The 23,590-nt window shown below is 53.0% G+C and carries 21 protein-coding genes; 7 read left to right on the forward strand and 14 right to left on the reverse strand.

What is annotated here, in order from left to right:
- Positions 1-180: 180 nt before the first annotated feature.
- From NGM66_RS07760 to NGM66_RS07775, 4 genes are all read right to left on the reverse strand, one after another.
- Positions 181-546 (reverse strand): MarR family winged helix-turn-helix transcriptional regulator, encoded by a 366-nt coding sequence (locus NGM66_RS07760; RefSeq protein WP_208907676.1) that lies wholly within the window; start codon positions 544-546, stop codon positions 181-183.
- A gap of 69 nt (positions 547-615) precedes the next feature.
- Positions 616-1,977: a DUF2252 domain-containing protein gene (locus tag NGM66_RS07765; RefSeq protein WP_208907675.1), complete on the reverse strand. Its 1,362-nt coding sequence runs from the start codon at positions 1,975-1,977 to the stop codon at positions 616-618.
- Between the two features lie 583 nt (positions 1,978-2,560).
- The gene (locus tag NGM66_RS07770; RefSeq protein ID WP_208907674.1) at positions 2,561-4,045 is read right to left on the reverse strand and encodes a helix-turn-helix domain-containing protein; all 1,485 of its coding nucleotides are present in this window, start codon (positions 4,043-4,045) and stop codon (positions 2,561-2,563) included.
- A 90-nt stretch (positions 4,046-4,135) separates the two neighbouring features.
- Positions 4,136-4,378 carry a hypothetical protein gene (locus NGM66_RS07775; RefSeq protein ID WP_208907673.1) on the reverse strand — a complete coding sequence of 81 codons (243 nt, stop codon included), beginning with the start codon at positions 4,376-4,378 and terminating at the stop codon, positions 4,136-4,138.
- A 222-nt stretch (positions 4,379-4,600) separates the two neighbouring features.
- On the opposite strand from NGM66_RS07775, the gene NGM66_RS07780 reads away from it, so the two are divergent.
- The 3 genes from NGM66_RS07780 to NGM66_RS07790 are packed head-to-tail and all read left to right on the forward strand — an operon-like array spanning position 4,601 to position 6,995.
- Positions 4,601-5,818 carry a glycosyltransferase family 2 protein gene (locus tag NGM66_RS07780; protein ID WP_208907672.1) on the forward strand — a complete coding sequence of 406 codons (1,218 nt, stop codon included), beginning with the start codon at positions 4,601-4,603 and terminating at the stop codon, positions 5,816-5,818.
- Between the two features lie 2 nt (positions 5,819-5,820).
- Positions 5,821-6,114, forward strand: coding sequence for a hypothetical protein (locus tag NGM66_RS07785; protein ID WP_208907671.1), 294 nt, complete (start codon positions 5,821-5,823; stop codon positions 6,112-6,114).
- Positions 6,111-6,995 carry a polysaccharide deacetylase family protein gene (locus NGM66_RS07790; protein WP_208907670.1) on the forward strand — a complete coding sequence of 295 codons (885 nt, stop codon included), beginning with the start codon at positions 6,111-6,113 and terminating at the stop codon, positions 6,993-6,995. Before NGM66_RS07785 ends, NGM66_RS07790 begins: the two co-directional genes overlap by 4 nt.
- A 735-nt stretch (positions 6,996-7,730) precedes the next feature.
- On the opposite strand, the gene NGM66_RS07795 is transcribed toward NGM66_RS07790, so the two are convergent.
- From NGM66_RS07795 to NGM66_RS07810, 4 genes are all read right to left on the reverse strand, one after another.
- A complete protein-coding gene (locus NGM66_RS07795) occupies positions 7,731-8,672 on the reverse strand; it encodes an anti sigma factor C-terminal domain-containing protein (protein ID WP_208907669.1) in 942 nt (313 codons plus the stop codon).
- The gene (locus NGM66_RS07800; protein WP_208907668.1) at positions 8,665-9,144 is read right to left on the reverse strand and encodes an RNA polymerase sigma factor; all 480 of its coding nucleotides are present in this window, start codon (positions 9,142-9,144) and stop codon (positions 8,665-8,667) included. Before NGM66_RS07800 ends, NGM66_RS07795 begins: the two co-directional genes overlap by 8 nt.
- Positions 9,145-9,362: 218 nt before the next feature.
- Positions 9,363-10,772: a cytosine permease gene (locus NGM66_RS07805; RefSeq protein ID WP_258115526.1), complete on the reverse strand. Its 1,410-nt coding sequence runs from the start codon at positions 10,770-10,772 to the stop codon at positions 9,363-9,365.
- Between the two features lie 777 nt (positions 10,773-11,549).
- Entirely contained in the window at positions 11,550-11,990 is a 441-nt protein-coding gene (locus tag NGM66_RS07810; protein ID WP_258115527.1) for a nucleoside 2-deoxyribosyltransferase, read from the reverse strand.
- 389 nt (positions 11,991-12,379) lie between these two features.
- Here NGM66_RS07810 and NGM66_RS07815 point away from each other — a divergent pair, with 389 nt between their 5' ends.
- The gene (locus NGM66_RS07815; protein WP_208907666.1) at positions 12,380-12,856 is read left to right on the forward strand and encodes a PH domain-containing protein; all 477 of its coding nucleotides are present in this window, start codon (positions 12,380-12,382) and stop codon (positions 12,854-12,856) included.
- Complete coding sequence (locus tag NGM66_RS07820) at positions 12,843-14,300, forward strand: PH domain-containing protein (RefSeq protein WP_208907665.1); 1,458 nt, start codon at positions 12,843-12,845, stop codon at positions 14,298-14,300. Before NGM66_RS07815 ends, NGM66_RS07820 begins: the two co-directional genes overlap by 14 nt.
- Before the next feature lie 654 nt (positions 14,301-14,954).
- On the opposite strand, the gene NGM66_RS07825 is transcribed toward NGM66_RS07820, so the two are convergent.
- From NGM66_RS07825 to NGM66_RS07840, 4 genes are all read right to left on the reverse strand, one after another.
- Positions 14,955-15,902, reverse strand: a complete 948-nt coding sequence (locus NGM66_RS07825) for an ABC transporter permease (RefSeq protein ID WP_208907664.1) — start codon at positions 15,900-15,902, stop codon at positions 14,955-14,957.
- Positions 15,903-15,914: 12 nt separating this feature from the next.
- Positions 15,915-16,808, reverse strand: coding sequence for an ATP-binding cassette domain-containing protein (locus NGM66_RS07830; RefSeq protein ID WP_208907663.1), 894 nt, complete (start codon positions 16,806-16,808; stop codon positions 15,915-15,917).
- Positions 16,805-17,176: a GntR family transcriptional regulator gene (locus NGM66_RS07835; protein ID WP_208907662.1), complete on the reverse strand. Its 372-nt coding sequence runs from the start codon at positions 17,174-17,176 to the stop codon at positions 16,805-16,807. Before NGM66_RS07835 ends, NGM66_RS07830 begins: the two co-directional genes overlap by 4 nt.
- A gap of 245 nt (positions 17,177-17,421) precedes the next feature.
- The gene (locus NGM66_RS07840; protein ID WP_208907661.1) at positions 17,422-18,159 is read right to left on the reverse strand and encodes a DUF975 family protein; all 738 of its coding nucleotides are present in this window, start codon (positions 18,157-18,159) and stop codon (positions 17,422-17,424) included.
- Positions 18,160-18,615: 456 nt separating this feature from the next.
- Between NGM66_RS07840 and NGM66_RS07845 the strand changes: the two genes are divergently transcribed.
- On the forward strand, positions 18,616-20,340 hold the full coding sequence (locus tag NGM66_RS07845) for an aryl-sulfate sulfotransferase (RefSeq protein ID WP_208907660.1): 1,725 nt from the start codon (positions 18,616-18,618) through the stop codon (positions 20,338-20,340).
- A gap of 764 nt (positions 20,341-21,104) precedes the next feature.
- Here the strand turns inward: NGM66_RS07845 and NGM66_RS07850 are convergent.
- Positions 21,105-21,323 (reverse strand): hypothetical protein, encoded by a 219-nt coding sequence (locus NGM66_RS07850; RefSeq protein ID WP_208907659.1) that lies wholly within the window; start codon positions 21,321-21,323, stop codon positions 21,105-21,107.
- 114 nt (positions 21,324-21,437) lie between these two features.
- A complete protein-coding gene (locus NGM66_RS07855) occupies positions 21,438-22,223 on the reverse strand; it encodes an alpha/beta fold hydrolase (protein ID WP_208907658.1) in 786 nt (261 codons plus the stop codon).
- Between the two features lie 401 nt (positions 22,224-22,624).
- On the opposite strand from NGM66_RS07855, the gene NGM66_RS07860 reads away from it, so the two are divergent.
- A complete protein-coding gene (locus NGM66_RS07860; protein WP_208907657.1) occupies positions 22,625-23,566 on the forward strand; it encodes a nucleoside hydrolase in 942 nt (313 codons plus the stop codon).
- Positions 23,567-23,590: the final 24 nt, after the last annotated feature.

A 23,590-nucleotide genomic window follows, 5' to 3' on the forward strand; every position in this document is an offset into this window, starting at 1 on the left:
TCTTACCCGATAGCCCCAATGACACATAAAAGAAACGGGATTAAACCGGGATTAGTACTTGACTAATGGTAGAAAAAAAGCGAGCCTTGGAGAACATCTCCCAGACTCGCTTTTATGCTATGTCCAAACTGGTTAGCAGCATACTGCTTTTCGCTCGCGTTTGGCATCGTCTATGTACACTTAGCTCTCATCCCGCAACGTGCGCAGCGTTTCTTGCAAAATCGTTGGTAGCTGCTGCTGGATCAACGCCATTTTTTCAGTCCCCACCTGCGTTAACCCCAAATAGCGGCGGCGTCTGTCGTGGTCAGCCACCTGCTGCTTGAGGTACCCGCGCTTACAGAGGTCGACGACGAGATTGGACGTGCGCGTTGCGGAAAAGTTCAGCTTGTGGGCCACCTGCGCGACCGTCATTTGCTCCGCCGCGACGTAGCTCATCAACTGGCATTGCGGCAAATTAATGGCCAGCTCCGGCAAAGGCTGATTGTAGCACTGCGTCACCAACGTATAGATCTGGGTCAACTTCTGTAACTGTTCCTGCTCTGGCATCCGGTCCTCACTCCCATCAAAATGTATCCGCTTACATTGTACCACGAACCACATTTCTGTGGCACACCGCTAAGATAGACGGTAATCAACAAATGACTGATAATCGTGTTGGACCTGGTCCGCATACGCCCAAGCGAAAGCCGCCATGGCGTCATCGAACTGTTTGCCATTGCCGAGGTAGCCCCGAATCATGGCCGCCGTTGGACTTTGACAATGGGCGATGGCCAGCGTCCAGGCGCAGGTGTTGGCGTACGTTTGAAATTGGTCCCAGTCCAACTGCGTCAAGTCGATGGATTCCTTCATATCACGGAACTGGCGGACGTAAAAGCTCTGTTCAGCGCCGGCAAAATAACCCAGAAACGGGTCCGAGGCCGACTGCAAAATTTTCTGACAGTCAACAATACGTTGGCCTTCCGTCTTTTCCAGGGCGACCGTGATGTGTGTGGCCTGTTGACTACCCTGACGCCGAGTCGGCAAGGCTTCCTTGACCTGCAAGACCAGATGTGAGCCGTCGATACTGGTCAACAACACCAGGTAGCAGCGCGAGCCAAAGCTACCGACGCCCACGCTGTGCCGGACGACATCCGTGATGTGATACTGCGACAGCAACAGGTTCACGTCGGGCCGCAGGGTTTGCCGATAAGCCGCAAAGTAGGCCGCGATGTGGCTGGTGACATCGTCATCCACGTGCGTCGTCCGCGGCGCATTTTCCCGGAAACACAGGTTGCCGCGCACATCGAGCGTCGTGAACTTCCGCACGACCTGCTCCGAATCCCGCTTATTGGCCCGCCCCACAATGGACGTCAACAGCTTAGAGCTATCCTCATCCAACGCGCTGGCCTTGACTAACTTCTCGACTTCGTTCATCGGGTAAAAGCGGTTGAGCGTGGTCTGCTCAAACATGCGCTTGATACTCTTGCGATACGTCGCCGCCACCAGTGGCAGGAGTTGTTTGATCTTCTTTTCCTTGAAGTCGTTGGCCTGAGCCGCCAGTAACACGCTGACCATCAGCCGTTTCAAGTCCCATTCCCAGGGATTGATGCCCGCTTCGTCAAAATCGTTGAGGTCAAATAACAGCCGCCGTTCTGGCGATGCATAAAAGCCAAAATTCCCAATGTGTGCGTCGCCACAAATAAACGTGGCAATCGTCGAATCCGGCTGGGCACTCAAATCGGCTTCCATCAGTTCTGCTGTTCCCCGGAAAAAGGCAAAGGCCGACGCCCCCATCCGTTGCGTCCGTTCTGGCAACAGCTCTGGAATCAACAACTGCCGAATCCGGTCCATCATCTGATTGCTGTCCCGATTCGTTGGGGTGTAACTCCCCAGCGCCTCGAAAGGCACCTGAGTCCGGGCCGCCTTGCCCATCCGTCGCAATTCTGCGATCGTTTTATTCACCTGTACACGCCCGGTACTAAATGCTGCTGGCGTCATAACGCCACCTCCCGTTGTTCATTAATTCTTATTCTACCGCACTTGCCACCCGTTTTGGCCAAAATATCAGCTGGCCCAGCTATCTTCCCCAGCGACACGAAAACGAGTCCAGGGAAACGCCCCCGACTCGCTAATACCGCTTAACTTAATTATCTAATAGGCCACACACCAAAGGTTGAAAAGTGCAAATTGACTAGCACCTCATGGCGTTAAGATTAGTCGTTTACAGTTTCGTAGTGGCGGCTGGCCGCCTACCGTCTGTCAAAAGTGCTTGCCAACAATAATTGGCTTAACCCCTCGGAAACAATTAACCTATCAACTGGTTCCTAACTAATACGGCGTTGCTGATAGATACCAACTTGCCGGAGGCAGCCAGGGTGTAGCCAGCTGTGTCGACGGTGTTGGCTGAGGTCTTTTCTCAGCCTACAGCGTGGGACGCCTTGAAAGACTGGCCGGTTTTGCCAGGCTTTCAAGCGAACCGGAAGACCGCTCCTCAGGCTGGAGGTGTTCCCCAGAGCAGGCGGAACCCTGGCTGACGTAGGCTCCTGGTTTCGCTAATTTTAGCGGACCAGCACCACGTCGCCTAGTCTGTCTCCTCTGGATGGCTGTGATTGTTGAAGTCTAGGGCGAACAACGACAACTCGTGGTGCCGCAGCTTCCGAATCAGTCGGTCCAGGTTCTCGCCGTATGGCAACTCCTTGACCCAATGAAAGGCCTCGAGCTTTTCGCGCCGGGCATAGGCTTCCGCCCGTGGATCGACGCCATACACCACGATGTAGTTATCGCGATGCTGCGGGTCGATCGTCGTTTGGTCCGTCAATAGACTCAAATGCACGACGCCACTCAGCAGCCGGTTGAAGATATCCGTGGTGACTCCAATCATGTCGTAGGTCACCAGAATCTCGACTTTGGCCGCGGTCAGTGTCAGACCGTTCGTGTATTTGCTCAGGTATTTCTGCACCATCCGCAGGTCCATCTTGCCGACCTGTTGCGGATAGAGCAGGCCCATATTTTCGGCCATCACTAACGCTGCCGCTGACGAGGACGGCGTCGGCTGGTACAACGCCGTAATTTCTGGACGTAAAAGCGGATCGACCCTGAATAACAACATGAATTGACATAGGGAAAATAACCAGTTGGCAAACCAGTCATCCCCCTGCGCAAAGTCGGCCAATTCAGCCACACCAGGGGCCAACTGGTAGCGCCCATTGCGGTGTCGTAAGCCGCGGTACAGCCGCGCCATCGCCTTGGGCTGCAAGGCCCGCACAAAGTACGGCGAACTGGTCAGTAAATAATCCAGTGTCGCCAATTCCGTCAGGGCCTGCTGCGGGGAGTCGCCCAGGCACGTTTGAAATTGCCCTGCGAGCTCTCGTAAGTCCGTCAAATGGGCCAATGGCAGTCGCAACACTGGGTAGCGGTGTCCCTGTGCCAACCGCAACAGCGCCAACGTGATCATCACGTCACGGCGTTGCTGGAGGCTCACCGCATCTTGATACAAGCCAGACTGCGTGTAAGTCTGCAGCAATTGCCGGTGTAAGGCCTGCAACTGGTCAGGTACCGCGGGTAATTCCGTCACCGGCGTTAGCGTAGTGGTGAACAACATGAAGTAGAGCAACTGAATCAAGGTTTCGTTGCCCACCAGCGCCAACGGACTTGCCGACAGCTGTAAATTGTACTGTGCCAGTTCGCGTTTCATCGGCCGCATCCGCCGGTTAAAGGTCGACAAGCTAATGTCATGGTCCGCACAGAACTCGCTGGTTTGCCGATAGTCCCCCGTCAACGTCGCCCACATGGCCAAGTACGGCACGCTCTGCCGATACAGCCAGTGGCGGTAGTCGTCCATCGACACGCGCGTCGTCAATAAGTCTTTCGTTAAAACGGTCTGCTGGTCGAGTGCCAACAGATCACTGCGTAAATTCAATAAGACGTGATAGGCCCGTGAATAGCTCACGTCCGCCATGGTTGCGAAATCCGTGAGGCTAAATTCCCCGGCCTGATCACGAATGTACGTTAACAGCTGGATCTTCAAGAGGTCCTTGTCCGTTAGCATCGCAAAATCAATTTTCACTGCTCTCTCCCCCTGCCATCCCCTGAGTATACCGAAAGCCCCCGAGCCATGGCGGTTGTCGCCGGTTCAGGGGCAATCAGGGGGAATCAACTAATCAATACTGGTAATGGTGACACCCTGCTCATCAAATTTTGCTAGTGTTTCCTTCAAGATAATCCGGGGATCGTCGTAGCGAACGCCCGGTAGAGTGGTGCTGACAAAGTTGCCCGTTAATTGGCCGTCAACGACCTCTGGCGATACCCGAACGTCTTCACCCTTATCCGTCGACAACGTCACACTTTCGCCTTCCGTTAGCCGTTGGACCAAGGGTAGGATTGGCATCTGTTGCATCATTTCGATCACCCTTTCAGTTTTACTTTCTACTATATTTTACCACGGCCACTGGCAACCAGCGCTACAGGCCGCTCAAGTAAATGATGCTTTCATTAATAATATTATTAAAGATTACGATTTCGTCATTTTTCATTTTAGGCTTTCCATTCTTTGCCCGGCTGTGGTATGCTGATAGCCGCTAATTAATAATGTTAAGGAAATTCTGGGGGAGAATACAAAGTTATGTGGTTTAACAATCTCAATACCGCCTTTGTGGTCGGGTATCCAATTTTTGTGTCCATCATTTGGATCACGGGCTGTCTGTTTTCGAGTCTCTATCGGCGCCGACAACCGCGGACCCTCCTTGATGCGCAGACACAACCATTTGTGTCGATCTTGGTCCCTGCCCACAATGAGGCGGACACGCTTGAGGCGGCAGTCCGGTCTTTAGCCAGTTTAAAGTATGAACGATATGAGCTGGTCCTAATCGATGACTGCAGTACGGATGATACGCTGGCCATCATGAAACACTTGCAAGCCACCTGGTCCACTATTTCGATGACCATCGTGGCGTTACCGACAAACCAGGGGAAGGCCAACGCGTTGAATCAGGGGCTCAAAGCCGCCAAGGGCGACTACATTGTCGGCATCGACGCCGATAGTTTGTTGGCACCCGATGCGGTCACCCAATTGGTCACGACCTTGACGTCTCAACCGGACTTCGGCGCCGTCACGGGGAAACCCGTCGTCCGCAACCGTTCCAACCTGTTGGGTCGACTCCAACTGCTGGAATACATTGGCGTAATCGACCTGATCAAGAAGGCCCAAGCCTATTTGACGGGTTCCATCACGACTGTTTCCGGCGTCATCGTGGCCTTTCGCCGTGAAGCCTTGGAACAGGTCGGTGGGTGGAATCCCGCCGTGATGACCGAAGATATCGACATCACCTGGCGCATGTACCGGCATCATTGGCGCGTCGCCTACGAACCCCGGGCCATTTGCTGGATTCTGGTTCCCGAACGCCTGCGTGGCCTGATCAAGCAACGTCAACGTTGGTCACGCGGCGGTCTGGAAGTCTTAGTCACCAACTGGCGCGGCTTTTATCGCAATCCGTGGGGCCAACGTTTCTTACTGCTGGAAACGGTCATCAGTAACCTCTGGGCCATTTCCACGGCGCTCAGCATTCTGGCGTACACGATCAAGTTGTGGTACCTGCACGGCTTGTCCTTAGACGGCAACCTCTTGGTCATCCTGTTGTGCCTCAGCGCCATTCAGTTTACGGTGGGCTTCGTGTCCTCGCAAATGACAGCCAGACTGGCGGGACCAGAATTACTGTTGGTCCCGGTTTACGTCCTGTACTACTGGATGGTCAACTTGGTCAGCTGCTTGTCCGCTATCGCTTCTTACTTCGTTAGTCCGCAACGTAAAGGGACTTGGCGGAGTCCAGATCGGGGGTTATAACCGTGAAGAATCCAAATTTTGATCCAATCGTGCGTCATCAAACTAGCCGAACTAGCCGTATCTTACGGGCCGTCGTTTTGATTGCCCTGTGGCTGTTCATCGCCCTGGTCGTCTTTGCCAACATCAGTTTCAGTCTGGGGTGGTACAGTGATGGCCTGGTCAGTCTGTACTTGCTACTGAATTTGCAGCCTCACGCCAATAACGCCATCTTGTTGTTGATTGGTGTGCTGTTGTTGATTGTGCCGGTCTACTGCGGCTGGCGCTGGACCCGACTGACAAAGGAGGATCACGCATGAAGCGTCACACGCGCCAAGGCTTGTTGCTGGTACTGGTCTTAACGTTGGTCTTCAGTCTCGGCTGGACCTACCAACATCAGGCCACCAAGCAACATCAGACCGAAGAAAGCTACGCCCTGCCCGCCCGTTATCGGAAAATGAAGAACGGCATCATGGTCTTCTGTTACCACCGGGTGCTCAAGCATTCTGCGTCCACGCAAATCGCGCAGACCCTTTCGAACAACTCCCAGCTCCACGAATTCAACGTGCCGGCTGACGAGTTTGCGGCCCAAATGGCCTATCTAAAGAAACATCACGTCAACGTCATCTCGGCCACGACCATGGCTCGGATGGTACAGTCCCACCGGCCAATCAAGGGGAAATACGTGGTTCTCACCTTTGACGATATCGACCGTAGCGTCATCGACAACGCCATCCCCGTGATGCGCCACTACAACTTCCCCTTCACGACCTTCATCATTACCGGTAACACTGGGATGTACCGTGAAGGAAGCCAAATGGCTACGTGGCGGGAAATCAAGGCCGCCCAAGATGAGGCTGGTCACCTGATGACCCTGGGACTACACACCCACAACTTGCACCATTTAACAGCAAAAATGCAACCGGTTTTCCTGCAACCACACTATTACGGCAAATTCCAACGTGACTTTGCCAAATCCGCGCAGGAATTAAAGGATCACACCGGCGTTACCGCCACGTCCTTCGCCTATCCCTACGGCGGTGGCAATGCCCAGATCAACAACTTCCTGGCCCAACAAGACTTGGACTGGGTCGCAACGTTGGATTCGGGAATCGTAACCGCTGAGACAAATCTCAACGAGACGCCCCGGCTTATTGTCAACCACGAAAGCTGGCCGTCCATCCGCAACTGGCTCAAGTAACACCAAAAGCTTCCCGCCATCTCTCAGTGAGATGTTGGGAAGCTTTTTAGATTGTATAAACCAGTTGCCTACGGCTGCCAGGGGTTCCGCCTGCTATGGGGGACGGCTCCAGCCCAAGCATGGGCTTCCACCTCGCTTGGAAGCCTGGCAAAGGCCGCCAGTCTCCCAAGTCGCCCCACGCTATAGGCTGAGAAAGAACCTCAGCCAACACCGTCGACACAGCTGGCTACACCCCTGGCCTCCTCCGGCAGTCTGCTAGTATTTTTTCACATAATGAGTCGTAATCCCTCGCTTCATTGTAAAGTGCGAAAGACCCAACACCAAGCTTAACAATGAATAATGTCGTGATTGAGAGTTTACCAAATATGGGCTCAGTCGTGGAAGTTTGCTTAACAGGTAAAGGTTGCAAGTACAAAAATACCTGATAATACTCAACTGACAAGGATTGTGAACACTAAATTAGTCCACCCCGCCACCTGCGGCTGTCAGAGATTACCCACAAAGTTAGCAGGAAAGTCGCTGGACTGGCAACGCTCATCCACACTAGTGGGTAACCTACCACGTAGCCGAGAGTGAGCTGAATTTAGACTCAGCCGTGGGAGTTTTCAAGTGACCTGCTTGGAAGCTGGCGTCTTCGAGACGCGGTCTTCGGCTCAAAGCAAGGCGTTACCATCTGTTCCGCTTGTCTCATCCGTCTACAGCATTCCAGACCACATTTGGCAGCAGCTGCTAATCTCATTTAATCGCGGTACGTGCCTGGAAGAAGCCGGCAGAACTGGCATAGAGCCAATCGGCCTGCGTCAGCGGCTGAAAGTTCTCACTGTTACCAGTGACGATAACGCCCGCAAACTTCGCGGTTTTCTGTGTCGGGTAGCGGGTCACGTAACTTTTCAAGTACTTGGCAGGGCTGAAGCCATCGTATTGCGCGTCCCATGTCATTTTTTGCAATTGCTTTGCCGCTTGGCGAAAGTCGCGATACGGATGGGTGTATTTGCCTTGTTGCAGGTGTCCTTTGGAGTTGGCCTGAACGCCCATAAAGGTGTTGTCCATCATGGTTGGATCCGCCTTAGCCCCCGTACCGATCCAGTACCAGACAGCGTGGAGCTTACGGGGCAGCCGCCGTTGAATCTGAGCATAGGTCAGTGGATGTTTAAACGTCAACGCCACTTCGGCCACCGCGCCCTTAGTCGCCGCTACCTTCGTCACATCCGTTACTCGCCTGACGTCCGGGTGTTTGACCCGTGGATTGTAAAACAACGGTACCTTGTGTTGAGTGAGTCGATCATAAGCCCCCGTGTCCGTGGTGTCAGTAGCGTTCAGAGTCATGGTCGCCGATTGCGTCCCCAACCAGCTCCACGAGTAAGGTTCCACTAGTGGCGACCACGATTCGCGATAGCCTTCAATGTCCTTATAGCGGTGACTGGTGACCTTACCGCCCATGAAATTGGTGTCGGCCAAGTACTGATCACTGGTCTCAATATTGGGTGACATCACGGTCGAGAGGCCGCTCATATATTGTGTCAATTCATCAGATTCCTTAGCCGCCTGATGTTGGGTCCACCCGTAACCGCCAATGGCCCCTACCAAAACAACCACGATGACAATGACCACCGTTACCAGCCACCGGACAACTTTGACACGTAGGGCCAGTCGACGAAATTTCTGCGCTTCATTCATGTGCTTCACTCCTCAAAATGTGCTTTAACTTCTTACGTAATCGGTACAGCCGCATCTTGACGGCTGCCGGCTTAATGCGCAACTTTTCTGAAATCTGCTCGATCGACAATGCCTGATCATAGCGTAAGATCAACAACTGCCGATTCTTAGCCGATAACCGGGTTAGCGCCTGGGTAATATCTGGTGGCGTCGCTACGGGCGGTTCCTTCAGCTGAGGGGTTAAGTATTTGCGCACTAAATCTTGATAACGTTGGACCCGCCGGTAATGGTCCAGATAAGTCGACCACGCCACTCGGTACATGTAGGGACGCAATTTATCCGGCGGTAAAATCAATTCCATTTCCAATAGTTTCACGAAAACATCTTGGACAATATCTTCAGCCACTTCCGGCTGTGCTCCTCGGCTCACCAAATAACGCTGGAGCTCCCCCGCGAGTTGCGCGATCAAGCTTTCGTATTGCTGTAGTCGCATGCTGACCTCCTCCCCTAACACCTATGTAACGAACGACTTTGCGAAAAGTAACGTTTTTTCTGAAAAAAACTGTTCAATTGCGAAAGCCAGTTGCCCACGCCAGCCATTGTAGACCAAAAGCTCCCTCGCCAGCAAAGGACTGACGGGAGAGCTTTTAATTTTGGCTTTTATGAGTGCAATTGGCCTTTCACCACCAACCAACTGCCCATCTGGTCAACTTATTTGGTAGCGGGCACTGCGGCATTGCGCGTGATCCGCATGCCCACCCAGTAAATAACAGCGGTAATCGCCATGGCAATGAAGGTGGCGCCAATCGTAGTGGCGACCACCGTGACCTGCTTCAGGCCCCAATACGTGACTACGCCGAGCACCCAGCTGGCTACGGCCACCCAGTTGACGCCATGACTGTACCAGTAAGCGCCACGTACCTTGGTCAATTCCGCCAACCGATATTGCTTGCCCTTGAGGAAGAAGTAATCGACCAGGAAAACCGCAATTTCCGGCCCCAAGAACATCCCAATACCGTCCAGGAACGTTTCAAAGACATCCAGGAAACTGGCCAGGTAGACGGGAATGAACGTCACCAACGTCGCCGCAATCGTGACGATCCACAGGCTGACGTTGAGTGACAAGCGGTGGGTCAAATTCGTCAGCGCCGAGCCCGCCGACATCAAGTTGACTGCGTTGGCCGTGGTGCTGGTCAGAACGATCACCAGTAAGGCAATCACGCCCAGCCCCAATTTAGCGGCGACCGTGCTGGGGTCCGAGTTATTCGGGTCGAAATGGTTCAGCGAAACCGCCGTACCAATCGTAGCAAACAGGCCGATAAAGGCGAACCAGAACAGCCCGAAGTTAGCGCCGAGAAATGACGCGGTGGTTGCGGCCGACTTTTTGGCCGTGAACCGACTGAAGTCCGACGCCGCGGTGACCCAGGCTAAGTTGAACGCGGCCAGCGTGTCAGCTGCTACACCGGAAGACATCCGCAAGTTAGCGGGCGCATGCCAGGCGATGATGTCGTGGAAGGAGACCGTTTGGAAGACCACGACCGATTCCCAAAGCACGAAAATGACCACTAAGATAATGCCAATCCGTTCAATTAAACGAACGGATTTTTCTCCTAGCGAGATACTCAATAAATGCAGGACACTCATAATCAAAATGCCGACGATCAGACCAAACGTCCCGCCCGGCTTGCCATATAACGGCCAACCAAACAGTTCGCCAAAGATGTAGCTGATCGACGTGGCGGCAATAAACGTATTGACGGCCGCCCAACCAATAAATTGAATCACATTAATCGCGGAAGGAATGAAGCTCCCTCGTAAGCCAAATGAAGCGCGAGTGAGCGCCATGGCTGGTACGCCGGTGCGATACCCCATGTAACTAGCCACCGCCAGCAATGCATAGGAAATCAGGCCGACAATCACCAAGGTCGTCGACGCTGTGACAAAGCCACAGGCCGCGATGACCCCACCGATGTACCACGTTCCGTTATTGGCGTTAGCGCCAATCCAAGTCGCAAATAAATCCCAGTTGGACATCCGCCGATGTGCCATGGGGATAGATTCAACACGCCCAAATGTCTTCGGCGTCTGCGTTGTTGCGGCTGTTTTAACCTCTTGTGCCACGGTTCCTCACCTTTCTTTTATTCACTTTGTTTTCTTTACCAGTTGCCTCCGGCTGCCAGGGATTCCGCCTGCTATGGGGACCACCTGCAGCCTGAAAGGCGGGCTTCCGGTTCGCTTGGAAGCCTGTCAAAGCCCGCCAGTCTCCCAAGTCGCCCCACGCTGTAGGCTGAGAAAGAACCTCAGCCAACACCGTCGACACAGCCAGCTCCATCCCTGGCCTCCTCCGGCAGTCTGATAGTACTTATTCAAACGGTCATCACCCTGCTACACCGCTAATTGCAGTGAAGCAACGATTGTTGACCAGCACTACCGTAGCCGAAAGTCCGTCAACTATGAGCTCAGCCGTGGGAGTTCCCTTAGCGGTGCTCTTTACCGGTTAGGGAGCTGGCGTCTTTGAGACGCGTCCTTCGGCTCAAAGCGAGGTGTCGAGACCGCTCTACGGCTCGACCCGTCTGCCCACAGCGTTCCAGTCTCATAGTTAGCGAACTCACGGCTACATTGGCGTGTCACAATAAGTAAACAGCAATATCTTGGCTCCAGTAGACACACACTAATCTTGAAAATTGTCTAACCCGCCGGAAGCTACCAGGGGCGCAGCCAGCTGTGTCGACGCAGTTAGCTGGCGTTCTTAGCCAGGTTACTGCGTGGGACGACTTCAGAGACTCGCGCATTTTGCGAGGCTTTGAAGCGAGATGAAAGCCCGCTCTTTGGCTGGAATCGTTCCCCATAGCAGGCGGAACCCCCGGTAGCTGGAGGCAGACCTGGTAACCCAAATTTCTACAAGATTTCGCCGACAAACTCGCCCTTGTCCAGGGTGTTGAAGTCGTACGTCTTGAAGTCATCGACGTGCTTGGTGTACCAGTGCATGCTTTCGGTGATCATCAGGTTGACCGCCTCGTCCTTTTCCTGCAGTGCCAAGATTGGCTTGTTGCTCATCGTGGCAACGCCCAATTCGTACGCCGTCCCCGAATCCAAGTTCTTCGCCTCGAAATCAATGACCGTGACGATGACGTCTGCGGCCGCGATTTGGTCCATGTCACGATGGAAGATCTCCGTGGCCCAAGGCTTGGTAAACTGTTCATTGGCGGCGTCTTGATGCAGCCGGGGTGAATAGAAATCCTTGACCGTGGGATTGGCTTCTAAAGCGGCTTCCAGGCGTTTGACCCGGTCGACCTGTTCGGGACTGAAAAATGGACTTGCTACGTAAATTTGTGCCATGAAAAAACTCCTCCAATGCTTTCTTTGCAACCGCCGGCCCATGAAAAAAGCGGCCGGATCCCGTAAGGAGTCAGGCCGCTAGCACACATTAAATTTAAGTGACTACCGGACCTTTATTAGCCTCACGGGACTAAGTTAAAAGGACTATTTGGTTGTTTCTAGCTATTATACGGGGTCCATCAGTGCGCGTCAATCCTCATTTTGATCGTCGCCCACCACGTTAAACGTTTGACGCCCCCCATTCCCGGGACACCAGCCATTTTCATTTTTTCGTCTTAATGGTCTAACCGTTTATGCCGGCTTTAGTTCAACTCCTAACTGTTTGCTACCGCCTATTGTCAAGGTAGAGTGGACTTGCTACACTTAGACTACTACAAGGGAGGAGTTCTATGTCATCAACTAATCACCAATTACCCCCACGTATCAAACGTATCTGGGGCCTGAGCGCCCTCGGTAGCCTCGTTGCCCTGCTGGTCATCAGCGGGCTACTGTGGTTAACCTACCGTTACTGGGACTGGTCCATCTGGATCACCGTCTTTGCCTTGATTCTAACCGTCATCGAGCCCCTGATTGAGGCCGGCCTGATTCCCTACCGCTACCGCTTTACTCGCTATCACATCACCGACCTGGCCGTGGAAATGCAGTCCGGGTTCATTTTCCAAAAGCGCGTGGCTATCCCGATTGCCCGGGTCCAAAACGTCACCTTAAACGCCGGGCCGTTGCTGCAATGGCAAAAACTGACCAAGGTCTCGATTGCCACCGCGGCCACTAGCCATGATATCGAAGGCCTCGAGCTCCTTGAAGCCGAGCGTCTCCGTGAACAGATCATGCGCTTGGCACAGGAGGCGCGCCATGACCAAACCTAGACGCACCCATCCCTTAGGACTGCTCCAGCACATTGCCAAGTCGATCAAGGACTACTGGTTCTTGTTGATTCTGGTCTTCACCAATCACGACCACACGTCAATCTGGTTCTGGGGAATCCTAATCATTTTAATCTTGGCCTTCTTCATCTGGCCATGTGCCAAATGGCTGACGCTGACCTACGCTATCACGCCTGACGCGGTGGTGGTCCACTCTGGCGTCTTCGTCCGGCACCACGAGCACATCCCCTACACGCGGATTCAAACGGTCCAAAGCAAGCAGTGGTTTTACCTGCGGCCATTTAAGTTAGAAGAGGTCCTGATTGAAACGGCCAGCCACGCCGACAGTGCCCCGGAAGCTCGACTGGCCGCGGTACCCATCACCGTTGCTCAACAGATCAATCACTATCGTCAAACAGCGACGACCGACCCAACGCCAGTCACGGCAGCACCGACCGCAGACACGCCACCGGCTGAACCATCGCCGATTGCCGATACTGTCGCCCCAGCCGCGTATTATCAGATCAATTACCGCGACCTGGTCAAATTTGGTCTGACGTCCCTGATCTTCATTCCGTTTTTGCTGGTCCTACTGGGCCTGTACAATAAGATTCCCCGCAACATGACCGACGCCCTGGTCTCTGACGCCAGCCATTTGGCCCTGACCCTGCTGATTGCTGGGGCTGTCGTCATCATCTTGATTGCCTGGCTGGGCGCCTTCTTATGGACTTTGACGCGCTACTATCATTTTGAACTCTCCCGGTCCGGTCACCAATTGGTCGCCGCCAAGGGCTTGTTCCAGCGCAACACCGTCACTGCGCCACTAGACCGACTCCAGGCCGTCCGCATCAAGCAAAACATCCTGCGCCAATGGCTACACCTCCAGACGGTTCAAATTCTGGTTGCGTCCAAGGCCGCTAGTGATGACGATGACAACGACCTGGTCGTCATGCCCGTGATTGCCAGCGACATCGTCTACCGCACCATGCAGCCCTTTATTCAATGGTTGCCGGACCACCAGCCAGATCTGGCGGACCTCCACGTTGCCCACAGCTGGTATCAAATGCGAAATACGATGCTGGTCGTCGCGGTGCCCATCGCCCTATTGTGGTGGCTGTGGCCTAGCTGGGGCTGGATGAGTTTGATTCTCTTGCCAATCGCCGCACTTCAGGGCCGCTTTGCTGCTCGCAACACGGCGGGCCGCCTGCTGTCGCCGAAATTATTGGCATTGCAGACCGGCCATTTCTGGGAACGGGAGCTGTACTACATTCCGACCAACAAGATTCAATCAATGAAGCTGACCCGGTCCATTTGGATGAAACGCACGCACCTGGCACATCTGGTGGTCAATATCCGCCACGGCAATCGCAACCAGGCCATCGAGTTGCGCTACCTCCACGCTGACGCGGCGCACGCCATCTACGACTGGTATTTGCATCGGACTTAACCTTGATTGGTAAATGGCTGACGAGATGGTCCGTGCTGACCAGAAGCAATTAGAAATGAAAGTTGGCGTTAGCTAAAAGTATTCTCAGCTTACAGCATGGCCGATTTGAAATTCTGATAAGAAACGTCAACTAGCTGGAGCCGACACAGCTGGGAACTCTGAATACTGGTTGACTCCGACAGGTTAGCGTTTGTCAGTGACACCGAATTGAAACAGATTTGACTACAGCTCACCTGTTGCTAAGAACTAACCCGATTGGCAGTGAAACATCTCCGTAGCCGGGAGTCCGCCAAATATGAGCTCAGCCGTGGGAGTTCCCTTAGCGGCGCGGTTTATGCCGGTTAGGGAACTGGCGATTTTGAGACGCGGTCTTCGGCTCAAAGTCGAGGAGACGAGACCGCCCCTTGGCTCGTCCCGCCGCCCACCGCGTTCCGGCTCATATTTGGCGGACGGGAGGCGGCCAGCCTGATCAATTTCAACCCAAACAAAAATGGTGTTCCCACTGTCTAACCAGTCAGAAACACCATTTTTTTCGTTGTCCGGCTACTTTCACCGGACCGTTGACCAGCCGCGTTCCCCAACGCTGCTGGTCACTCCCCTTGATAATCCGTGGACTACCAATTGTTTCGTTCAAACCCTACGCCGACTTACTCTCTAGCCTTCACGTTGTGATCGCCATCGGTGCCACTTGGCCATGATGCTAGGCCGCCAGAGCCAGAAATACCCGAAGGCAGCTGAGACCAAGAAGCTGATGATGGTGCTGTAACCGTCCGCATTGTTGAACCCGTTGATGAGGGTCACATACAGGACGAATACGATGTAAACCGGCACGCGCAAACCTGGGAAGAGTAGATACTCTCCGTTGTGTTCCAGCGACAAGCGCTGATACAAGTACGCGCCCCAGATGAATAGGATCAGGGCCGCCACGACCCAAGCCCCAGCAGTCAGCCAGGACAATTGGCCGCCGTGTAGGCCTAACCCGATGCCATTTTTGTCGTATAATCGTTCAAAAATAGCGGCCACGCCAGACAGTGATAGGGTAAATCCAATGAGCGTCACGACCAAAGCGCCAGTCTGTCCCACAATCAGAGCCGCAAACCAGCAAATCGCAAACATCCCCAAGGAGTTGGCCAAACCACAAACCCACGAGGTGATCAGTCCCGGCCACGCCAGGTGAAACCCGATTCGGGCCGGGAGACTGACCCAAAAAATACCATACTGAACGGCTAGCGTCAAGACGACGATCACGAACATTGCGAGAAGGCCTTGCCACAACTTAGTCCAATAGACCCGTTGGCGGGAAAAGCCGCTACTAAATAAGAATTGATTAAAGTTATCCGTCAGGTCCTGATTCATTAACAGGAGTCCTAAGACCCAGGCTACGATGAATAGCCAAAAGGAATATGCCGGAAAGTTACCCCCATCATACACACGCCACTGATTGATGCTGGTCTTCACCAGATCATAGTGTCCCTCCGTTTGACTCAGTGTATGCAAGGTGATCAAGTCATCCGCCACGCCCACCAGGATGGAGAGCAGCCCGGCCAGCACAAACATCCGGCGATGACGCCGCCAGATTAATTTCGTCACTTGTTTTTGCAAAGTCTCTGCCCCCTACTTGAGTAATTGATAGCCTGTGTCGTGCGCCAAATTCGCCCGGAACAGGTCTTCGAGTGTCAACGGTAATTCTTCCAGTAAGACCGGATGCAAAGCCCGTAACTGCTGGTCGATGTCTGCCGTGTAATTCGTGATGACCACCACCAGGACCCGACCGGAAACGCGGATCAGGTGACTGTGTTCCTTGAGCACCGCCGGAATCGTCTTGTCCGGCAAGACCAACTGAATTTTCTTAGCCGTGGCCCGAATGTCTTCCAGGTTGTAGTCATGAGCAAGCTGACTGTCCTTGAGCAATAAGACCCGGTCGCTCAAGCCGTCCAGCTCGTTTAGGTCATGCGAAGAGATCAAAAAGCCCTTGCGTTGGTCGGCCACCTCATCAATAACCATCGTTGCAATATTTTCACGCACGATAACGTCAAGCCCATCAAACGGTTCGTCCAAAATCAGGTACGTCGCGTTGGAGGTCATTGCCAAAATAACATTGACTATCGCCCGCATCCCCTTAGACAGCCGCCGGTACTGGTCACCGGCATTTAACGCAAAGTGTTTCAGGAGGTCCATGTAGCGTTGTCGGTCAAAATTCGGATAGACCACCCCGTAAAAATCAGGCAGTTCCTTCAAACTATAATTGCTTAAAAAATTGTATTGCGTATCCAAAAAGAAAATATCGTGTTGCCGCGCGGGCACCCGTTGGATCGGGTCATCATCGACCGTCACCAGGCCAGTATCCGCCACGTAATGGTTGACCATGGTCCGAAACAGCGTGGTCTTACCGACACCGTTACGACCGACTAGCCCAATGATTTCACCCGGCGCCCAGTTAAAGGTGATATCCGAAATGATTTGGCGCTTGTCGATTTTCTTGCTTAACTTGTTTACTTGTAAGGTCACTGCTCTACCCCCTCATATGCCTGTTTGATCCAACTCACGACCTCATCTAACGGCACGCCTAGATAGCGAATCTCCGTGAGTAACGTGAGCAGTTGCTTCTTGCTGGCAACCACCTGGGCCGAATTGCCCGGCGCCGTTGCGGACTCGCGGACGTACGTGCCCTTACCGTGAACGGTGGTGATGACCTGTTGCGTTTCCAATTGCTTGTAAGCCTTGCTGACCGTGTTGGGGTTCAGCTGTTCTTGTCGCGCCATATCGCGGACCGACGGCAACCGGTCGCCCGGCTTTAAAATGCCTTGGACGATCTGTTGCTTGACCCGCCAAACCAGTTGCTCGTAGTACGGCAGACTGGAATCATTCATTTGCATGTTTGGTTCACCCCTTGGTGGTTGGCTACGTGTCCTGTGTGTACTATTATACCTAGTACACTCGATTTGACAAGCGCTTTTCCCCAATATTAAGTGCAAACAGCTTTAACTAGATGAGCGGCTGAACCTTTGCCATGAAAAAAGGCGCTTGGGAAAAATGCCCAAACGCCTTGGTATCTCTGAATCTATCTTGTCGTAACCAGAACCAAGCGTCCCTGGCTCCGACATGCCTTCTTTAGCAATTCTTAATTTTCAGAATTCTGGTCAGTTGTGGTAAAGTGCGTGCCCCCGGGAACGTCTTGTTGCCGCACGACCAGCTGGTTGTAGAACTTGGCCCGCGTGAGGTCGTAGTACGGATCCACGAACAGTCCGGCAATGTTGAACGTGATGGCAACCAGGATGAACCAGAGCATAAAACTCAGGTCCATGATAAACAGGAACGCTTTGTTGCCATCCATTAATTTCCGTGACGCCGTAATTGCCTGGAGCGCCGACATTTTTTCACCGCGGTCATACGCATCCCGGTAAATGTAGAACGCCTGGGAATAGGCGTAGGCCTTGATGATGCCTGGGAACACCAGCAATAGGGACCACAGAGCCACGAAGATTCCCGTGAGAATGCTGATGAAGATCCAGCCCAGGAAGTACTGCCCCTTGTCGAACAGCGCAAAACTCCGTTGGATGGGATTGTTGGCTTCGATCTTGCCCCGATCCAAATCGATCATGGTCAAGCGAACCCCCACCCGCAACATGCTGGCCACTAAGAAGAACATCCCCGCAAACGAGAAGAAGCCGTTCCAGCCAATCGCGGTACTGCCATCGCTCAAGACGCGTTCGGCCCAACTCACGTCACGGGCGTACATGCTACTGCCGATCCATTGCATGGCCATCCACAGAATGGAGAGCAGTAAATAAAATTTAAAATTGCTAGAAACCTGCTGCTTAGCCCCTAATTTAAAATTTAGTCGATCTTGTTTATCCAAATGTGATTCTCCTCCCGACAGGCCGCAAGTACCCGTCTCACCTTGATAGTAACAGTATACAAGATTTAGCGTCGTAACGATAGCGACTGCGGCGTGGGCTTTGACTCGCTCCGCCCGCCTACCATGTGACGATACCTAATTTTATCGTACTGGTTTGTACTGCGTCAATCTTCAAACCGAGTCGGCGGACCGCTCCTTAGGCCGCCGGCGTTCCCCATAGCTACCGGAATCTCTGACAGCCGCAGGTGGTGGCATGGACTCATTTAATGTTCACCATCTTTGTCAGCTGAGTATTATCAGGTGTTTTTGTACTTGCAACCTTTAGTTTCGGACTAATAGCATCAGAAAGTGCCGTCACACGGGGGTCCGGTTGAATTTTAATAAAATAATTGCTAAAATGGCAAGAGCATTCATTCGTGATTAACACGGAAAATATTTGAGGAGTTAATACATATCATGAAAAAGTTTTGGAAGATAAGCCTGGGCGTGCTCGTGGTGCTGGTAATTGGTGGCGGCGCAACCGCCTACCAGCAGCGGCACAACGTCCGGCGCCTTTTGTTGGTCCATCAACATTATTCAAAAAAGAATATTCTGTCGACCAACCAAATCAAACTCAACTTACGACCGGCCGTGTCAACCAAAAACACGACGGCGACTAACCGACTCAATACGACTTACCGCAATGACTTGCGCCACGTGAAGACTGGCATCACCCATGCCAAGGTCATCGTTAACCCTTACAAGACCTCGCCGCTGTCCGGCCTGATTCTGGTCAAGACGACCGCAGCTACCAAGGTCAAGCTGACGGTTCACGGCGATACGCCTAAGACCACGCTGACCAAACACGTTGCTGGCTACCGGACGGCCCATTCCGTCGGCGTTCTTGGCCTGTACGCCAACCGGACCAATCGGGTGACGTTGACGTTTACCCAAAAGAACGGTCGCAAGAGTTACGCCACCTACACGTTGAAGACGGGTAAGGCGCCCCACGGCATCGGCAAGAATACGCTCAAGACGAGCCATCCCCAAAAGATGGCGCTGGGTAAGGGCAACAACTGGCTGACGTTTGCCGTGTCCAGCCAAGGGACCACTTACGGTCTGGACGCTCGTGGTCAGGTCCGTTGGTACAGCACCAATCCCATTTCCCACGTCTTCAAGCGCCTAGCCAACAACCGCCTGCTGATTTTGACTAAGATTTCAGCAAGTGCGCACAAATACAACGCGCTGCGGGAGACCGACTTCTACGGTCGCGTTTACCGCCAGTACAACTTTGAAGGCCAATTTCCGACTCGTAAGGACCACAGCAAGTTGGCAACCAACACGGTGATCCACCACGATGCCATTGAACTGCCGAACCACAACCTGTTGCTGACGGTCGATGACGGGAGTAGCAAGTACGTCGAGGACACCATGATTGAGATCAATTACAAGACGGCTAAGATCGTCAAGGTGATTGACCTCAAGCGCATTTTGCCGAAATCGGCATACACCCAATACGATGGGACACACCGGGCTGATGGCAAGATCGACTGGTTCCATCAAAACTCGATGGTCTATGATCCGCAACGTGATGAGCTGATCGTCTCTGGTCGTAATCAGGATATGATTTTTGCCATCAACTACAAGACGACCAAGTTGCAGTGGATCTTAGCGGCGCCAGAAAAGCTGCCGCAACGTTACCAAGCCTACCTGTTGCAGCCAACGACCAAGCATTTCCGCTACAGCGGCGGCCAACACGCGGTCAATATCATTCACACGCGCAAGAACAAGGGTGAATCGATTGCCTTGGAATTCTATGACAACAACGTGCCCGTGACCCGTGGTAAGACCAAGCAATCCAAAAAGTGGTCGGCCGGAGAAATCGTCTCGATCGACCAACTGAAGTACACGGTCACCAAGACCTGGAGCTTCGGCAAGTCGCTGGGCCAACGCAACTTCACCAACATCGTCGGTAGTAGTTACGCCGTCGGTCGCCACAATACGTTGATTGGCTTCGGTTACGCCAGCAATGGGAAACGCAGTGAGTTCGTCGAGGTCAACCGGAAGACGAACCAAATCGTCTTTGACGTTGACCGCACCCATTTCAAGCATGGCGACTGGACCTACCGTGCCCAACGCATGGCCCTGTATCCTGGAAGTGCCACGGTCGGGTTAAAGGCTATTAAACCAGCTATGAAATAATTTGTGTCATGAAAAATGACCTACCTCATTTGACGGGGTAGGTCATTTTTAGTCATCTTTATAGGTAGTGCCGACAATCGTTCACAGCACCGGCTCACTGGACGATGCTGCACGGATTAATTACCAAAAGATTGAAAGTAGACTTAACGCGTTGGTTTCCAAAACGACAGTGTTCTGATTACTAAAATTAGTAAAACCAGGAGCCTGCGTCAGCCAGGGTTCCGCCTGCTCTGGGGAAAACACCTCCAGCCTGAGAAACGGTCTTCCGGTTCGCTTGAAAGCCTGACAGAAGCAGTCAGGCTTCCAAGTCGTCCCACGCTGTAGGCTGAGAAAAGACCTCAGCCTACAACGTCGACACAGCCGGCTCCACCCTGGCTGCCTCCGGCAAGTTAGTGCTTGTCAGTAACACTGTGTTGGACCCAGTAGCGTTAGTTGGTAAAGTGGCTACTACCTGGGGCTACACCAATTGTTACTGGCAAGTACTCTTGTAGCTGAGAGTCCGCCAAATATGGGTTCAGCCGTGGAAGTTGCTTTAGCGGCGCGATTCATGCCGCTTAGGCAACTGGCGTCTTTGAGACGCGACCTTCGGCTCAAAGCGAGGCCGAGACCGCTTCTCAGGCTCGGTCCGGTCCGCCCACCGCGTTCCAACCCATATTTGGCGGACGGTAGGCGACCAGTTTCCACTATAAAGCTGTAAACGACTACTTTTAACGCCATAAACCGCATGGTGACAACGATTCTAGCCGGTTTTCGTCTTGAAATCTTTAGTTACCGCTACTGCTGCTCTGATTTGGCATACCACTAGGTGCCCCCGACGGCCGATTCTTCATGCCTTTCGGGGCATTTTTCATTTGCGTGGTTTGGGCGGACTTGGCCTGTTGCTGGCCCAGCATATAGCCCGTCCCCCCGCCACCTGCGAACAAGAGGATGCCGGCGGTTAGTAGCGCTAGCCAATGTTTAGGGCCCTGACGAACTGGTTTCATCCCAATACTCATCCTTTCCGTTAACCACTTGGTCGTTAACTTGTTTCTTAGTATAGGGATGTTTCCTTAATCTTGGCTAAAGTGGCTGGGAAACCCAATCCGGTCTCGTGGTCACTAGTCGAGTGTCCGCAAGAAGTCCAGCAGCACTTGATTGAAGTGCTCAGGCTGTTCTGCCATGACGATGTGGCCGGCAGCTGGGACAATTTGTGACGTACCGTGGTGTGCCAGTTTGGCAGCAATCGCCGCGAATTTCGGATCAAAGAATGGCGATTGCTCGCCCGCTACAATCAGGAACGGCGCTTGTAACTGGGACAGTACATCCCGCCAATCCTGCGCAGCGTGGTCGACCATCAGTGGATAGTTTAGCGCCGCGTCATACGGGTATTTCTGCTTTTCCTCGTGGATTTGAGCGTAAACCGCATCATCAATCCGGCCCGCCGTGGACTTGCCCATCGGATCCGCTAATACCTGTGGGAAGTTATCCCAGGTCAGCTGCTTAAACCCAAATGGCCAATCAGCGTCCGCCACCATTTTAGGGCTTTGATCCACGTCAATCACGGCTTTGACATGCTTTTCGCCAAATAACGATAGATAGGCAAAAAACGTCGCCGCACCCAATGAATTGCCCAGTAAAATGGCTTGGTCAAGGTCAAGCGCCGTCATTATTTCAGCGACATCCATTGCGTGCCGTGAGATGCGGCGGCCCTGAACGGTTTGGTCCGATGCCCCTTGGTTCCGCGCGTCAATATTAATCACACGATACCCGTTCGCCAAAAGAACCGGCACTTGCGCTGCCCAAATCTTGCGGCTCCCGCCAATCCCCGTCAGGATAACGATCGGTGTTCCACTGCCCTGATCATCATAGACTAAGTTTACGCCATCATTTGTTTTAAAATTCATGTTCGAAGCCCCTCTCGCTAACTTAGTCTAAGCTTACGACGTCATTGGCTGGAGCGTCAATAGCCGGTCACTGAGAGGTGTGGGTTGGTCAGTGGGTAAAACGGTTTAAAGTTCGTGTTTAGCCCGAATTTTGCTTTTGTATTCCGCTACCCCGATATTACAGAAATTATGTAAGGAATTTATTTTTTAATAACATGTTCACACAACCAGTTTCACCAAAAGTCGCTGTACTGCAAGCGTTAATAGCATCAACTTATTGATTTGAAAATTGACGTCAGGTCATACCACTAACACAAAAATAGTCTCTCACGTCACTTGCATTCTCCAATCAAGTTCGGTAAACTATGAACTATCAAATGTTTCATTTCAAATAATGTTCGGTGAAAGAGGAGAGATCATTCATGCGTAATGTGTATTTTAACCACGATGGTAGCGTTGATGACTTAGTTTCTTTACTGTTACTGCTACAAATGCCCGATGTCCATCTGACCGGGGTGGGTGTAGTGGGCGCGGATTCCTATTTGGAACCTGCACTAGCCGCTAGTCGCAAGATCATTGACCGGTTCGGCCACGGCGCCCAACTCGATGTTGCCGCTTCCGATTCCCGTGGCGTACATCCCTTCCCCAAAGAATGGCGGCTCGACGCCTTTAGCTTAGATGCCCTGCCTATTCTTAACGAAGCGGGCACGGTCACCACGCCCGTTGCGGCCAAGCCAGCACATTTGGACCTCGTCGATAAGGTCAAGCAGGCGGCCGAACCCACGACGCTGGTGATGACTGGTCCGTTAACCGATTTGGCCCGTGCCTTAGAAGCCGACCCTAGCATCACCGCCAAAATCGACAAGCTTTACTGGATGGGCGGCACCTTTGACGGTCGTGGCAACGTGGCCGAACCGGAACAAGACGGCACGACCGAATGGAATGCCTTTTGGGACCCCGAAGCGGTCAAGACCGTTTGGGACAGCGACCTCGACATCCAAATGGTCGGCCTGGAAAGTACCCGACAGGTACCGTTAACGCCCGCTATTCGCCAACACTGGGCAGTCCAACGCCAACATCCCGCCATCGACTTCATTGGCCAAGGCTACGCGTTAGTACCCGCCCTTCAACATTTTGAAACCAACTCGACTTACTTCCTCTGGGACGTTCTCACCACGGTTGCCAGCGAAACCCCTGCCATCGTTACGACCAAGCAGGTCACCAGTGACGTCCTGACGAGTGGCCCTGGACGCGGCCGTACCTTTGAAACGCCGACTGGCCGCCCCATCACGCTGGTCACGAGCGTCGATCATGATGGGTTCTTCCGCCGCATTGACGAACTGGCGATTTTAGCCGACAAATAAGCTATACTTAGAGGGAACCTTCGT

Source organism: Levilactobacillus yiduensis, from assembly GCF_024718525.1.
Lineage (GTDB): Bacteria > Bacillota > Bacilli > Lactobacillales > Lactobacillaceae > Levilactobacillus > Levilactobacillus yiduensis.